The organism is Patescibacteria group bacterium, assembly GCA_028711655.1.
Lineage (GTDB): Bacteria > Patescibacteriota > Patescibacteriia > Patescibacteriales > JAQTRU01 > JAQTRU01.
Map to the genome: position 1 here is coordinate 1 of JAQTRU010000030.1, position 13,399 is coordinate 13,399.

Annotated in this window: 13 protein-coding genes; 7 read left to right on the forward strand and 6 right to left on the reverse strand. The window is 41.7% G+C overall.

What is annotated here, in order from left to right:
* Positions 1-63 precede the first annotated feature (63 nt).
* Positions 64-966, reverse strand: coding sequence for a hypothetical protein (locus PHQ42_03945; GenBank protein MDD5071858.1), 903 nt, complete (start codon positions 964-966; stop codon positions 64-66).
* A 307-nt stretch (positions 967-1,273) separates the two neighbouring features.
* On the opposite strand from PHQ42_03945, the gene PHQ42_03950 reads away from it, so the two are divergent.
* Together PHQ42_03950 and PHQ42_03955 are read left to right on the forward strand one after the other, a co-directional pair.
* The gene (locus tag PHQ42_03950) at positions 1,274-2,224 is read left to right on the forward strand and encodes an ATP-binding protein (protein ID MDD5071859.1); all 951 of its coding nucleotides are present in this window, start codon (positions 1,274-1,276) and stop codon (positions 2,222-2,224) included.
* Positions 2,225-2,613: 389 nt separating this feature from the next.
* Positions 2,614-3,843, forward strand: a complete 1,230-nt coding sequence (locus PHQ42_03955; GenBank protein MDD5071860.1) for an AIPR family protein — start codon at positions 2,614-2,616, stop codon at positions 3,841-3,843.
* 97 nt (positions 3,844-3,940) lie between these two features.
* Here the strand turns inward: PHQ42_03955 and PHQ42_03960 are convergent, their stop codons facing one another.
* On the reverse strand, positions 3,941-4,339 hold the full coding sequence (locus tag PHQ42_03960; GenBank protein MDD5071861.1) for a DUF3307 domain-containing protein: 399 nt from the start codon (positions 4,337-4,339) through the stop codon (positions 3,941-3,943).
* Positions 4,340-4,500: 161 nt separating this feature from the next.
* A complete protein-coding gene (locus PHQ42_03965) occupies positions 4,501-4,671 on the reverse strand; it encodes a hypothetical protein (GenBank protein ID MDD5071862.1) in 171 nt (56 codons plus the stop codon).
* A 262-nt stretch (positions 4,672-4,933) separates the two neighbouring features.
* Between PHQ42_03965 and PHQ42_03970 the strand changes: the two genes are divergently transcribed.
* From PHQ42_03970 to PHQ42_03980, 3 genes are read left to right on the forward strand one after another with little or no spacing between them, the layout of a single operon-like run.
* Positions 4,934-5,974, forward strand: a complete 1,041-nt coding sequence (locus PHQ42_03970; GenBank protein ID MDD5071863.1) for a pesticidal protein Cry7Aa — start codon at positions 4,934-4,936, stop codon at positions 5,972-5,974.
* Between the two features lie 52 nt (positions 5,975-6,026).
* Complete coding sequence (locus tag PHQ42_03975) at positions 6,027-8,291, forward strand: glycosyltransferase (GenBank protein ID MDD5071864.1); 2,265 nt, start codon at positions 6,027-6,029, stop codon at positions 8,289-8,291.
* Positions 8,292-8,312: 21 nt separating this feature from the next.
* Positions 8,313-9,518, forward strand: coding sequence for a glycoside hydrolase 100 family protein (locus PHQ42_03980; GenBank protein ID MDD5071865.1), 1,206 nt, complete (start codon positions 8,313-8,315; stop codon positions 9,516-9,518).
* Positions 9,519-9,598: 80 nt separating this feature from the next.
* On the opposite strand, the gene PHQ42_03985 is transcribed toward PHQ42_03980, so the two are convergent.
* Together PHQ42_03985 and PHQ42_03990 are read right to left on the reverse strand one after the other, a co-directional pair.
* The gene (locus PHQ42_03985; GenBank protein ID MDD5071866.1) at positions 9,599-10,744 is read right to left on the reverse strand and encodes a glycosyltransferase family 4 protein; all 1,146 of its coding nucleotides are present in this window, start codon (positions 10,742-10,744) and stop codon (positions 9,599-9,601) included.
* Between the two features lie 85 nt (positions 10,745-10,829).
* Complete coding sequence (locus PHQ42_03990; protein ID MDD5071867.1) at positions 10,830-11,459, reverse strand: PIG-L family deacetylase; 630 nt, start codon at positions 11,457-11,459, stop codon at positions 10,830-10,832.
* 203 nt (positions 11,460-11,662) lie between these two features.
* Here PHQ42_03990 and PHQ42_03995 point away from each other — a divergent pair, with 203 nt between their 5' ends.
* Together PHQ42_03995 and trxA are read left to right on the forward strand one after the other, a co-directional pair.
* On the forward strand, positions 11,663-12,460 hold the full coding sequence (locus PHQ42_03995; protein MDD5071868.1) for an SDR family NAD(P)-dependent oxidoreductase: 798 nt from the start codon (positions 11,663-11,665) through the stop codon (positions 12,458-12,460).
* A gap of 68 nt (positions 12,461-12,528) precedes the next feature.
* A complete protein-coding gene (trxA, locus tag PHQ42_04000; GenBank protein MDD5071869.1) occupies positions 12,529-12,852 on the forward strand; it encodes a thioredoxin in 324 nt (107 codons plus the stop codon).
* Positions 12,853-12,990: 138 nt separating this feature from the next.
* Here trxA and PHQ42_04005 read toward each other — a convergent pair whose 3' ends face one another.
* Positions 12,991-13,161 carry a hypothetical protein gene (locus tag PHQ42_04005; GenBank protein MDD5071870.1) on the reverse strand — a complete coding sequence of 57 codons (171 nt, stop codon included), beginning with the start codon at positions 13,159-13,161 and terminating at the stop codon, positions 12,991-12,993.
* Between the last annotated feature and the right edge of the window lie 238 nt (positions 13,162-13,399).

The window sequence follows — 13,399 nt, forward strand, 5'->3', positions numbered from 1 at the left end:
GCCAGACGATGTTTAATGCCTTTATCGCCGAAAGATTTTATCAAGATTCCAAATTTAAATAATTTAAAGGCCGAAATTAATCACAATTAAATGCCAATATACTGTCCAAAGAATGGGGTAAGCCTTAGGTTTTCCATCTTCCGTTTCGGCAAGGTCGACGAATCTTTCTCCCTGGGGAAGCGATTTCCTGACGAGGATTCGGGCGCCGTTTTTCAATTGCGGGACAATCCTCTCCTTGGCTTCCACCAGGGTGGTCAACTCGTTGATGAGTTCTTCGTTGGCAGCGATGGTTTCCCTTGCCTCCTCCAGCTTTCTTTGGCGGTCAAGGATTTTTCGACCGAAAACGGGGTCCACGGCCACGTCGTCTTTTTCCTCGTTTTCCACAACCAGCAGGAAAGCGGAGTCACTTTCCGCGATTTTAATGTCGTCTTTGTTCATGAACGCCGGGAATTTATCCCAGAGGTAATTCTGTAGGCGGCCGGGTTCGAAAGACGCGAATTTCCTGAATTCGTCCGTTTCCTCCCGGAGTTCCCTGAGCCTTTCGTTCGCTTCTTCGATGGCCTTGATAGCCAGGAAGACCTCCAGCATTGCTTCGGCGGCGTCTTTGTCGGGGAATTCGTCGACCGGAATTTTGACGGAGATTGAACCGGTCTTCCGGCCGGTCACCCTCAACCTTCCGTCCTCGTCCATGCCGATGTTGACAGAGGTCTTTGAAGTAATAGCGTTTACTCCCATCATGGGCGGGCCGAACGGGAGGGGGATACCGCCGGGCAACAAATCTGCGATTTCTTCCAGCGGGCATTCTCCGTCATTCTTGGCCATACAGGCGCGGCACTTCGGGCTGCCCGGATCAAAGGTTTCAACCAGAAATCCGCCTTCTCTTTCCATGATGGATTCCCCGAGACCGTGCGGCAATCCGAGACTGGCGGCGATTCTTCTGGCAAATCCCCTGAGGCTCTCATTCATTGCGTTCTCCCTTCTTACGATTGTTTGGGCCAGATTGCGGCAAACTTTGCCGCAGGTTTAACTGCTATAAAGCTATAAAAAAATACAGCCAAAAATAAAAAAGAACACTTAATGGGTTAGATTATCATAAATTAAAGGTAATGTCAAGGATTTTTAAAGCCAGACTAAAATTTGCCTTTTTTTGCTTTTTAGGATATATTAGATTAATCGTGTAAAGAAATAAAATAATTAGTCCTTTTCATTAGTTTACAAAAATCCACAAAAAAGGAGAGGTTTTAGCATGGACACCAATGAGATTACAGCTATTATGTTAAGCGGCATTGGATTTATGCGAAGCTTTATTGACGAGCAGGTAGCGGCAATCCAGGAAGCGGTCGGAGACGGTTTGGCTATAAACGCCTTATCCGGCGGCGTGGATTCTTCAGTCGTAACCATGCTTGGGCACAGAGCTCTTGGTTCCCGCTTAAAAACGTATTTTATTGACTCCGGCTTAATGCGCCAGGAAGAATCGCACCAGATAGTCGGTATCTTCCGCAAGTTGGGCGTGATGGTGGAAATCATAAACGCCAAAGATATATTTTTGCGGAATCTGGCCGGTGTGATTGATCCGGAAGAAAAGCGGGAGGCTGTCAGGCAGTCTTTTTACCGCGATGTCTTCGGTCCGCTGGTTAAAAAGAGCCAGGCCCGGGTTCTTCTTCACGGCACCAATTTAACAGACGTGGAAGAAACCGTGGCCGGCATTAAGCGCCAGCATAATATTTTCGCGCAACTGGGCATTGATCCGGAAGAAACTTTCGGCTACAAGATTTTTGAACCCCTGGTCCAGCTGCGCAAAGACGGTATTCGGCTGTTGGCTACAGGATTGGGCTTGCCCGATGAAATCGTTAACCGCCAGCCCTTTCCCGGACCCGGTCTGGCTACCCGGATTAAGGGAGAAGTAACGGAAGAAAAACTGGAGATTGTCCGGCAAGCCACGGTAATTGTTGAGGGGCTTCTTGCTCCTTTTAATCCTTTCCAGACTATGACGATTTTGAACGAGGACAGGGTAACCGGCGTTGTGGATGGCAAGCGCCAGTTCGGACTGCAGATTGAAGTAAGGGCCTGGAGAAGCATTGATGCCCGGACAGCCGAACCATTAATACCCCCGAAGGAGGTTTTGCTTGACCTGGGCAGGCGCATTCCGGCTGAAGCGCCGGGCGTAGTCAGCGCGGTTTATCAGATTTCGCCCAAGCCGCCCTGCACCATGGAAGCTTACTGAAATTTTTTAAAACAGAAAATAAAGCGGTCCAGTCAAATCGGACCGCTTTTTTATTTTTTCAGTCATAATAATATTTTAGTATGATTATTCCGAAAAATCATGATTTTTTAATTAGATTTTAATTTATCCACAGTTCAGATATTGACAAATAAAATTTTTTAATATATTATATTATTTATAGTGTGTTCCGTACCACTATCGCCATTAGCGAAAGCTATGGTGCCCGTAGCAGGAAGCTCGGGAAATTAGTATAACCTGTTATCTAATTAATAATTTAATTAAGGTTTGTACTAATGTGCGGGAAAGCACATTTTTTTTGTGCAAGTTTAATTAATAATAAGAAATTAGTTTAAAATTAATATTTTATACTAATTTTTTGGTACAAACTTATGAACTCTACAGAAAAAGCTACTTTAGTTCGTTTCCCCGTTTTATCATTCAGGAAGATCGAAAGCCCGTACGAGGTAATTAGTGAACCCGGTCTTCACTCAATTGAGGGAGCAAAAAGTTATATGATTGTGGTAAACATTAAAGACCTCCCAGATGAGTTTAAAAATTGGAGAAAGATAAATCCGCGAGATCCTAATTTAAATTCAGGAGTTTCAAGAAAAATAGCACAAACACTTGAAAACAGTCCTGATACTTTCTTTTTTAGGAATCGGGGTTTAACAGTACTCGCGGATAGAGTTTGTTTTGATAATCAGGGGAATGTAGTAGAAATAGAATTTACTGATCGGGCAAAAAATGGTTTACTCGACGGAGGCCATAGTTACGTTGTAATAAAAAATTTTCTCGAAGGATTATCCGAGGAAGAACTTGATGATTTTGAGGCATATATAAAAATAGAAGTTATTGAAGGTATTAACGATCCAGAAGCAGTTGTATCGGTAGTTGAGTCCCGTAATACATCTATACAGGTAAAAGAACAAAGCATTCAGGAATTATTGAAATTATATGAGTTAATAAAGAAGACGTTAAAAGGAAGAGAATATGAAGGTAGGATTTCATATAAAGAGCACGAACTCACTGAAGACGGAACATCGAAAGATATTGATATAAAAGAGATTCTTTCTTATATGATTTGTTTTGATGTTGAAGAGTTTGATGATAGAGTCCATCCGATTAAAACCTATACCACAAAGAACGCGCTACTCGAACATTATCGAAAGCATTATAGGAGAATGCAAAAATACATTTCATTATTACCTGCCATTTTGGAACTGCATGATTATATTTATTTGAGATTACCAGGGGCTTATAATTCTACTGGTGGGAAATTTGGTAGTTTAACCGGAGTAATTGAGGTAACAAACAAAAAAAGGATGAAGAAAATAACGTTACCTTTTACGAGTAGAGAGTCTAGTTATAGAATTCCGAGTGGATTTATCTATCCAGTTTTAGCAGCATTTCGTAATTTAGTGAAAAACGATAATAATCGGTGTAGTTGGGTCACTGACCCATTTAAATTGTTTGATGATCTTAAAGTTGATTTAGCTCAAAGAGTAGGAGAACAGGCGAAAGAATTAAGGAATCCGAATAAATTAGGAAAGGATAATGCTACTTGGAGGGGATGTTATGATGTGGTGCAATTAGAGATATTAAAGAAAAATATAAAGTAAGTAACTGTAGTATAATTCACAACAAAACGGGGTATTTATCTCGTTTTGTTTTTTTACCCCTTTTTAAATAAAAAAATCCTCTGAAGTTATCCGGGCTTCAGAGGAAAAATTTGGTTATCAGCCAAAGAAGAATTAAGTGCATAGTGTTGTCTGCGACCGCATAGACCAGGCAAGAAAACGCCAGGTCAATATCGCGATATGGTTCTCTGGAGCTATAAGCCTGGATAAAGTCTCTCCCCTTGATTATCCTTAGCCATTTGGAAGCCAGAGACCATCTGTCTATTGGCCAATGGCTTAAAAAAATTAAAGCAACAATCAGGGGATTGACCGTCCAGAGAAAAAGACAAACACTTATGGTGTAAATGAAGCAATGGAAAGTGCACCAGAGCAAACCGGCCAAACCCTTTTCGGATTTTTTTAGAGCCATTACTTTGCTCTGGAATAAATAGTCACCGGTTAGGTGCCCCAAAACAATTCTGGCAAATAAATCTTCCATTCCCGCCTCCTTTTGGCCATTGATTGAGAATGACTATGCAATATAGCAAAATTAAATTAAAATGTCAATCATTCTCTAAATAACAAAAGCCGCGCTTTGGGCGTGGCTTTTGTTTAAGAAGTATATTAACTGATTGAGTTCAATATAATATTACTCTTTAATTAGAATCGTCTCGGACGATCCTGCACTTTCTGCCTGTGGCAATCACGGCAAAAAAGCGGCCTGTCTCCGCTCGGCTCGAAAGGCAATTCGGTAATCGCGGCCCCGCATTGCGAGCAGGTCCAGTTTCCCTGGTACATCTTCCGGTCGCCGGCGTTGTCTTGATATGACATTTGTTTGGTTTACGTTGATTTTTACTGATGTAAAATGAACGTAAATATTATTAAATTATGATAACAGTATAGCAAAGATATTCGGTTTTGTCAATTCGTTGAATTTTAAGCCGGGTTGGCAAAAGGGCGGCCGGCAAAAACAGCCAGACAAGAAGATTTTTTTCGTGAAAAGAGATAAATTATGGTATAATGGAATAAAGATAAGCAGACCTGAATTTTTAGGAGGGCAAATATAATTTATTAATTTTCGCCACATAAAGTTATGATAAAAGTTAAGCGAGAGGGAGTTATTCTCAAACCCACCAAGAACGATTTTGAAAATAAGTCAGTTTTAAATCCGGGCGTTTACCAGGACGGCGATGACGTCCATATTATTTATCGGGCAACGAACAAAAATTATATTTCTTGCCTCGGTTACGCCAGATTGGAGGGGCCGCTTAAAGTGGCGGAAAGATGGAGCGCTCCTTATTTAGCGCCAAAACATCGCTATGAAAGAAAAGGAGTTGAGGACCCGAGAATTGTTAAAATCGGCAATACTTTTTATTTAACTTATGTTGTCCATGACGGAAAAAACGCCTTGATTGCTTATTCCCACGGCCCGGATTTATTTAAATTAAAAAGAGGGGGAATTATCAGCCCGCAGGTAAGTTATGATGCGATCGGCCGGTTGTTCAAATATTCAAAGTTAAAGGATGATTATTATTTTTTTAAGTCATATTACAAAGATATGGCGGGGCGCGATGTGCTTTTGTGGGACAAAGACGGTTTTTTATTCCCCAAAAAGATTAACAAGAAGTTTGCTCTCGTCCATAGAATTTTGCCCGATATCCAGGTAATTTATTTTAGTAAATTCAGGCAGCTAAAAGATGTTAACTATTGGAAGGGGTATGTAAAAAATTTGTCGGAAAATGTTATTTTGGAGGGGAAGTATGGCTTTGAAGCGAGAAATGTCGGCGGCGGCTGCCCGCCGATAAAAACCGATTTGGGTTGGTTATTGATTTATCATGGCGTGGAGCCGATGAATAAAGGAAGGGTTTACCATGCCGGCGTTGCTTTGCTTGACCTGAAAGACCCGACAAGAATTATAGCCCGTTTGCCTTATCCCCTGTTTTCACCTGACAGGAAATGGGAAAGAGAGGGCCATGTTCACAATGTGGTTTTTCCCACCGGCGCGAGTATTTTTGGAAATCGGCTGTATATTTATTATGGAGCGGCCGACTCTTATATTGCCGTGGCAAGCGTAGGCTTGGAAAGATTGCTTAATGAGCTGATGAAACATAAAGTTAAGGGAAAGAGGCATTAAAAATTTTTTGGGCGGCCATTGAAACGCCATCGGCCGGTGTAAATTAAGAGTTATGAGAAAGTTAAAATATCCTTGCGCGCTTTATGTCGGGACTTTTCCGCCCAGAGAATGCGGGATAGCCACTTTTACCCAAGACTTGACCAATGCCATAGATAGAGGGTTTAATCCCGATTTGAAGAGCAGAATTTTGGCCATAAACAGTAGCGCTACCGCTATTTATAATTACCCCGGCAAAGTTATCATGCAGATTAGCCAGGACGAAATGGAAGATTATTTGTTAAGGGCCAAAGAAATAAATAAATCGCGCAATATCAAACTAGTAAGCATTCAGCATGAATATGGTATTTTTGGCGGAGAGCATGGAAATTATTTGTTGCCTTTCATGGAAATAGTCAAAAAGCCGATTATTACGACTTTTCATACGGTTTTGCCAAAACCTGATAAAAAATTGAAGCGTATCACTCAAGCTGTAATTGAAAGGTCTGATAATGTGGTAGTTATGACCAAGAGCGCCGCGGGAATTTTACAGAGAATATATGATACAAACAAGTCAAAGATTCGCATTATTCCCCATGGCGTTCACCACGTGGCTTTTCCCCTGAAATCGGCAGCTAAACAAAAATTAAATCTGCAAGGCAAAACTATTTTATCAACCTTCGGCATGTTAAACAGGGATAAAGGCCTTGAATACGCCATTAAAGCCCTGCCCGAAGTCGTAAAAAAGTTTCCGGATGTCCTTTACCTGATTCTGGGGGCGACTCATCCGGTTGTCAGGAAACATGAAGGGGAAAAATACAGAAACCAATTAAGGAAAATGATTAGCAGATTAAAGCTGGAAAATTATGTCAAGTTTTATGATAAATATTTAAGTTTAGATGAATTGTTGGATTTTCTTAAAGCTACGGATATTTATATTTCTCCGACTTTAAATCCCGGGCAGGCTGTGAGCGGAACCCTTTCTTACGCCCTGTCCTGCGCTTGTCCGATAATTTCAACGGCGAATCAATACGCCAAGGATACAATTAGCCCGGAAATAGGTTTTTTGGTAAGATTCAAAAATCATAAGGATATTGAAAAATCTTTGTTTTCAATGCTGGAAGACAAAAGGGCGAGGAATGAGATGAGAAAAAGCGCTTATTTTTATTCCCGCCATATGACCTGGCAGAACGTAGCCTTTTCTTATTTTAAAACTTTTAATAATTTTGCCAAAATCGTACCAAGAGAAAAAGGAAAATTGCCGCAGATTAATTTTGACCATATAAGGACCCTTACAGATAAATTTGGCATCATTCAATTCGCCAACCACACCAAGCCGGATCTTAATTCCGGATATTGCCTGGATGACAACTCCAGAGCCTTGCTGGCTAGCGCCATGCTTTATCAAGAGAAGCCGTTAAAAAGTTTTTTGGATTTAATTATTGTTTATTTGAAGTTTGTTAAATTTTGCCAAAAATCCGGCGGCCAGTTTTTTAATTTTATCAGTCGGCATAAAACGGTTATCAATAAATCAACCAGTGAGGATTCTTTTGGCCGGGCCATGTGGGCCATGGGTTATTTGCTTTCAGTCGGGAATCTGCCTGATAACTTAAGAAAAATGGCTTATGTCATTTTCAAGAAGGCTAAAAAAAACATAGCCAGCCTTGAATCACCCCGGGCTATCGCTTTTACCATAATCGGGCTGGCGTACGCCCAAGGGCAAATTTCTGGCAGAAAACCGGCGGGCAATAACTATAAAAAAGAATATGGGGAGAATTTGAACCAACTGAAAAAAATGGCTGATAAGCTGGTCAGAAAATATAATCAGCAAATTGCCAAACCAAAAAATATAGCCAAGAAATGGTTTTGGTTTGAGGATTATTTGACTTATTCAAATTTTAAGATGCCGGAGTCATTGCTTTGCGCCTTTGCGGCGACCGGCGACAAACGATATTTAAAGGTGGCGGAAAAAGCCTTAAAATTTTTACTTCCGATTCATTTTGAGAAAAGTTATTTTTCCGCTATCGGGCAGAATGGCTGGTATTTTTGCGACGGCAAGCGCGCTTACTTTGACCAGCAGCCGGAAGATACTTCTTCGGCCGTTGAAGCCTTGGTTAAAGCTTATGAAATAACCAAGAGAAAAGATTACGCCGAAAAGGCAAAAATCGCCTTTAATTGGTTTCTGGGAAGAAATTATTTGAGCCAAATGGTTTATGACGAAGCTACGGGGGGTTGCTATGACGGATTGGGCAAACATTCGCTGAATTTTAACCAGGGAGCCGAATCAACCATTTCTTACCTTTTGGCCCGGCTGGCAATCGGAAGAATTAAATTATTTTAAATAACAATTAAAATTATATTTATGGATAAAAAAAGAGAAGCCTATTTGAAAGCAATTGAAGTTTTGGCTAGTTGTTCCAAGCCAAACGGCTTTTACGCTTCCGGCCTGCCCGGCGGGTATGAGGCGGTTTGGGCGCGCGACAGCATGGTAACTTCCCTTGGCGCCTCTTTTTTCCCGGAGTTTAAAAAACCGATAAAAAAAAGTTTGGAGCTTTTGGCGAAAAACCAAACCGAATTCGGATTGGTGCCGAACTGCGTCGGCTCTTATAATACAGACCGGCAGTCGGATATTACTTTTAACTCTTTGGACGCGCCGCTTTGGTATATTATCGGCCATTATTTCTACGCAAAAAATTATTTGGACAAGTCATTGCTGAAAAAACACAAAAATAATATTGCCAAGGCCCTTTTTTGGTTAAAATGCCAAGATCCGGACAATTTGGGTCTTATCGTCCAGCAGCCCACGATGGATTGGCAAGACGCCTTTCCCCATAAATACGGTTATACTATTTACGCCCAATCTTTATTTTACGCCGCGCTGAAATTTTTGGGCGAGCTTAAATCGGCGGAAGCGGTAAAAAAGACTATTAATGGAGAAAAGCGGGCTTACGCCGCGCTTTATGATAAAAAACTCGGTTATTACTATCCCTGGGGGTGGAAAAATCATGACGGCGACCGCGAACACGAAGAATGGTTTGATACAGCCGGCAATTTATTGGCTGTTATTACCGGCTTGGCCACTCCGGCCATTGCTTTAAACATTCTTAAGTTTATAGAAAAGGCTAAAATCAACAAGCCCTATCCTTGCAAGGCGATTTGGCCCCCGCTCAAAAAGGGCGGGCCGGGATGGCATTCTTATTTTGAGAAATGCGACGCGCGTGAGCCGTATAATTATTTAAACGCCGGCATCTGGCCGTTTATCGGCGGACTTTACGTTGTTGCCTTGATAAAGATGAAAAAATACGCTTTGGCGGAAAAAGAATTGGTTAATTTGGCAAAAGCCAATCTCGCCGTTATCAAAAATCCGGAATCGCCTTCGTATATTATAACCAAAAATAAAAAACGTTTGTTTCGCGGAGAGTTGGTTAAATTGCGCCGCAAGGAATTCAATGAATGGCTTCATGGCAAAACCGGCGCGCCGATGGGAGAGCCATTCCAGGGCTGGTCTGCCGGAACTTATGTTTACGCCTATAAGTGTTTGGAGAGAAAAAAGGTTTTGATTTTTTAAATAATAATTCAGCGGTATATTCAAAACGGCCCCGCCTTTCATTAAGGGCAGAGCCGTTTTGAATTTTGGAATTTATATTATCAATTCAGTTTTATTTTTTCTTTGATCATTTCGAGCGCTTGCTTGGCGACATCTGTGTATTGAAAATTCGCCATTGCGTGCTTATGCGCCTCTTCTCCCATTTTTTCCCGCAACTTGTCATCGGTTAAAAGTATTTTCAAATATTTAACTAGATCCGGAACGCTCGCGCGATAAGCCAAGACTTTTGGCTCATCAAAAATAATTTTATGGTCGGCGTCAAAGCCCATGGATTCATAGGCCCATTCCTCGGTTAGTTTTATTTCCTCGCCGACCGCCGCCAAAAATCCGGTTTTGCCGTGAATAATCGTATCAACCGGACCGCCAACGTCAATAGACAGGACCGGCCGGCCGCAAGCCTCGGCTTCCATTTGGATCATGCCGAAGCCTTCAAGCCGCGACGGGGCCGCGTAAACGTCGCAGGCCGCGATTAAATAAGGCATAAAGTCATGGGAAAAAGCGCCGGAAAGATAAATAATTTTATGGGAGGGGATGCCCAACCTGTCAATTAACAACCGCTCTTCTTCTCCGTGAATTTCAGCTGACTCCGAATCCCAATGTTTCATTACATATTTCCAATCTTTAAATTCCTTGTCTATTTCCGCCAAGGCTTTTAACATTTCTTGCGCTCCCTTGGACGTAACGTCGCCGCCGATAGTCAAAATCATTTTTTCGTGCGGCTGAATATTGAGCAGGCGCCGCAATTCTTGAATTTTTTGGTCGTTGCGCGACATTGGCCTTATTTCCTTGGGATCAAAACCGATCGGCAAAGTTTCAAAATTTTTTGTGTCCACGCCGTCGCGTTTATAGGTTCCGGTTACCCAGTTTGAAGTTGTGAAAACCAGGGGCAGGGAACCTAAAATATTTTTGTAATTTGCCACCCAACCATTGGCCACCAGCCATGGCACGGGGATAACTCCGTTTGCTTGGGGGCTTAGAACAATGTCCGGCACATAAGTCCAGCATCCGATGCCAATGGCGATATCCGGTTTAAACGCCTTTAGAACCCATTGTTTTTGAAAACTGGAAAAATAATGGCAAGGCATGACTTCAATGCCGATTTCTTTTAACCCGCGATATAATAAATTGCCCTGGATGCTTAAACCATCCGGTTCAGGAGGGTGAACATATAGAACGGCTATTTTCATAATTTTTTATGCCATTTTGAGCTTATCTGTTTACTCTCCTCCGGATAGCCTGCCTTCTCCAAGCGGGCAAAACCCATAATGACGATTAATTTTTATAACTTTTTATCTTAAATGATTCAGGATTAGCGCAATAACCCGCGTCAATTCCCTTTGCGTCAAAACCGTAAATACCGGTCATCACTCCCTTTTTTCTCTTAAATTCTTCTCCCGTCAGCGTAATAAGCAAATCGGAGTCATTTTCAGCCAGCGGGCGGGAGAATTTTTTTTTGCCGGATTTTTTATAATTGAAATAAAATATATTTTTTGGTTTTAATATTCCGCCCTTGACCAACGAATTGACTGCTTGATGGGCGCCGATATGCCTGGGGTGCCCGTATTCGCCCGTTTTTCCATGGGTAAAAATCCAGTCAAATTTCTCCCGATCCGTTTTTTTCAATTTTTTAATAATTATTTTTTTGGCAATTGGAATTGATTTTTTCAGGGACAACTTGCCTTCGTCTTCCCAGTCGGCGATTACCGCTTTGGCTTTATAATATCTGCATGTTTTTAGAAATTTTGGTTTTCTGTCGGGGTCATTTCCCCGGCACAAGGAAAAAATTGTCCATTTCACCTTTGGATGCATTGCGATAAAACCGCCCATCCAGATAGTTTCATCGTCCGGATGAGCGACAATAACCAGCGCTTTGGTATTAACAGGTTTTTTTTTCGGTTTCATACCCAGGGTTGAAATTCAAAATAACTGCTAATTTCATTTTAGCAACTTTAAAGGATAAGGCAAAGGGCTTTTGTTATTTTGGTCACGATTTGCTATAATCGAAGATAGATTTATAAATTAAGAAAAAATCTCGCGCCTTTTAATCCGACCGGGAAAACATTGAAACATGCGGGGCGGAGCAAAAGATGCGGGATAAAAATTTTATGCCGAATAAAACCATAAGCGAAATATTTGATTTAAGCGGGCAGACCGCGGTTGTAACCGGCGGGGCCATGGGCATTGGCTATGGGATTGTTAAACGGCTTTTTGAGGCCGGAGCGAATGTGGTTATCGCCGATATTGATAAAAAAGTCGGGGAGGAAAAAGTTAAGGTTTTGGCCGGAGGAGAAAATAAAGCTGTTTTTATTAAAACCGATGTGAGTTCGGAAAAGGAGGTAAAGAATTTAGCAGCTAAAACCGTAAAGGAGTTTGGCGGATTGGATATTTTTGTTAATAACGCCGGCATTTTTCCCAATAAGTTAGTTTTAGATATGGATTTGGCGCTTTGGGAAAAAATTCAGGCCATTAATCTGCGCGGAGTTTTTCTCTGCTGCCGCGAAGCCGGCCAAGTAATGGTAAAAGCTGGCAAGGGCAATATTGTTAATATCGCTTCCATTGACGCTCTTCATCCCAGCCAGCCGGGTTTGGCCGCATATGACGCTTCCAAACACGGAGTCTGGGGCTTTACCAAAAATTTTGCTTTGGAAACAGCCAAAAAAGGGATTCGGGTTAATGCCATTGCCCCGGGCGGGATTAATACCGAGGGCGTACAGAAAATGAACGCCGGCGGAGATGGCGCCAATCAGCAGGAAGTTATAAAGCAATTTACCCAAAGAATTCCTTTGGGACGGTTTGGCGAGCCGGATGAAATCGCCCTGGCCGTTTTATTTTTAGCAACTGACGCTTCTTCTTATATGACCGGAGCCATGATTGTGGTGGACGGCGGGTTTTTACTGACTTAGGATATTTTGACAGGCCAAACAAGGATATGATAAAATGTTTTTACATTTAATAATCTAAAAATCAATTTATGGAGAGAGTTTTTAATGATGAAAATTTTCAAAAAGAAGTTATTGAAGCTTCGGGGGAAAAACCGGTTTTGGTTGATTTTTTTGCTGTTTGGTGCGGTCCCTGTCAGATTCAGGGCCCGATAGTTGATGAAGTGGCGGAAGAAATGGAAGGGAAGGCGGTGGTAGGGAAAATTAATACAGAAGAAGCTCCGGAAACTTCAAGCAAATATGGGATTATGAGCATTCCGACCATTATTTTATTTAAAGACGGACAAGCCAAGGAGACTTTGAACGGTTTGCAATCCAAAGAAGCTTTAGCGGAAGTTATTGAAAAGTATTTATAGATGAGGCAAAAAAGCAAAATAACAAAACCCCGCCCTTAGAAAAGGGCGGGGTTTTTACGTTGGATATTTACCTATAGAAGTATATTATCTTAAGATAGATTAAAGTTTCCAACTTGTCCCGCTTCTAAAGCGCGGGGCTTATCTCCTTGGCCGGCTGTCGCGTCTTTGCCTGTGGCAGTCGCGGCAGAAAATCGGCCTGTCTCCATCCGGCTGAAAAGGCAGCTCGGTGATTTCCGCGCCGCAGCCAGAACAGGTCCAGTTTCCTTGGTACATCTGGCGTTGGCCAAAGGAGTTGTTTTGATCGCTCATTTAATGGTTTTTTGTTTTGCTTAGCTTAAATTTTAAAAATAGGCCAGGCAAAATCTTAAATTAATTATGAGTAAAGTGTAGCATAGGTTTGCAATTTTGTCAATACCTTCCTTTTGGGTATACCTAGTCAAGTGGAACAGAGCTAATTGATTTTTGCAGATAGGTTAGCGGAGAATCAAAGATTTCCGGGTGGCTAAATCTTACTGAAAATTCAGCCACGTATTCTGGCAGATATTCT

Bases quoted from the DNA above. Each gene is read 5' to 3' on its own strand.
- PHQ42_03945 (MDD5071858.1), bottom strand. From the start codon at position 966: ATGAATGAGAGCCTCAGGGGATTTGCCAGAAGAATCGCCGCCAGTCTC.
- PHQ42_03950 (MDD5071859.1), top strand. From the start codon at position 1,274: ATGTTAAGCGGCATTGGATTTATGCGAAGCTTTATTGACGAGCAGGTA.
- PHQ42_03955 (MDD5071860.1), top strand. From the start codon at position 2,614: ATGAACTCTACAGAAAAAGCTACTTTAGTTCGTTTCCCCGTTTTATCA.
- PHQ42_03960 (MDD5071861.1), bottom strand. From the start codon at position 4,339: ATGGAAGATTTATTTGCCAGAATTGTTTTGGGGCACCTAACCGGTGAC.
- PHQ42_03965 (MDD5071862.1), bottom strand. From the start codon at position 4,671: ATGTCATATCAAGACAACGCCGGCGACCGGAAGATGTACCAGGGAAAC.
- PHQ42_03970 (MDD5071863.1), top strand. From the start codon at position 4,934: ATGATAAAAGTTAAGCGAGAGGGAGTTATTCTCAAACCCACCAAGAAC.
- PHQ42_03975 (MDD5071864.1), top strand. From the start codon at position 6,027: ATGAGAAAGTTAAAATATCCTTGCGCGCTTTATGTCGGGACTTTTCCG.
- PHQ42_03980 (MDD5071865.1), top strand. From the start codon at position 8,313: ATGGATAAAAAAAGAGAAGCCTATTTGAAAGCAATTGAAGTTTTGGCT.
- PHQ42_03985 (MDD5071866.1), bottom strand. From the start codon at position 10,744: ATGAAAATAGCCGTTCTATATGTTCACCCTCCTGAACCGGATGGTTTA.
- PHQ42_03990 (MDD5071867.1), bottom strand. From the start codon at position 11,459: ATGAAACCGAAAAAAAAACCTGTTAATACCAAAGCGCTGGTTATTGTC.
- PHQ42_03995 (MDD5071868.1), top strand. From the start codon at position 11,663: ATGCCGAATAAAACCATAAGCGAAATATTTGATTTAAGCGGGCAGACC.
- trxA (MDD5071869.1), top strand. From the start codon at position 12,529: ATGGAGAGAGTTTTTAATGATGAAAATTTTCAAAAAGAAGTTATTGAA.
- PHQ42_04005 (MDD5071870.1), bottom strand. From the start codon at position 13,161: ATGAGCGATCAAAACAACTCCTTTGGCCAACGCCAGATGTACCAAGGA.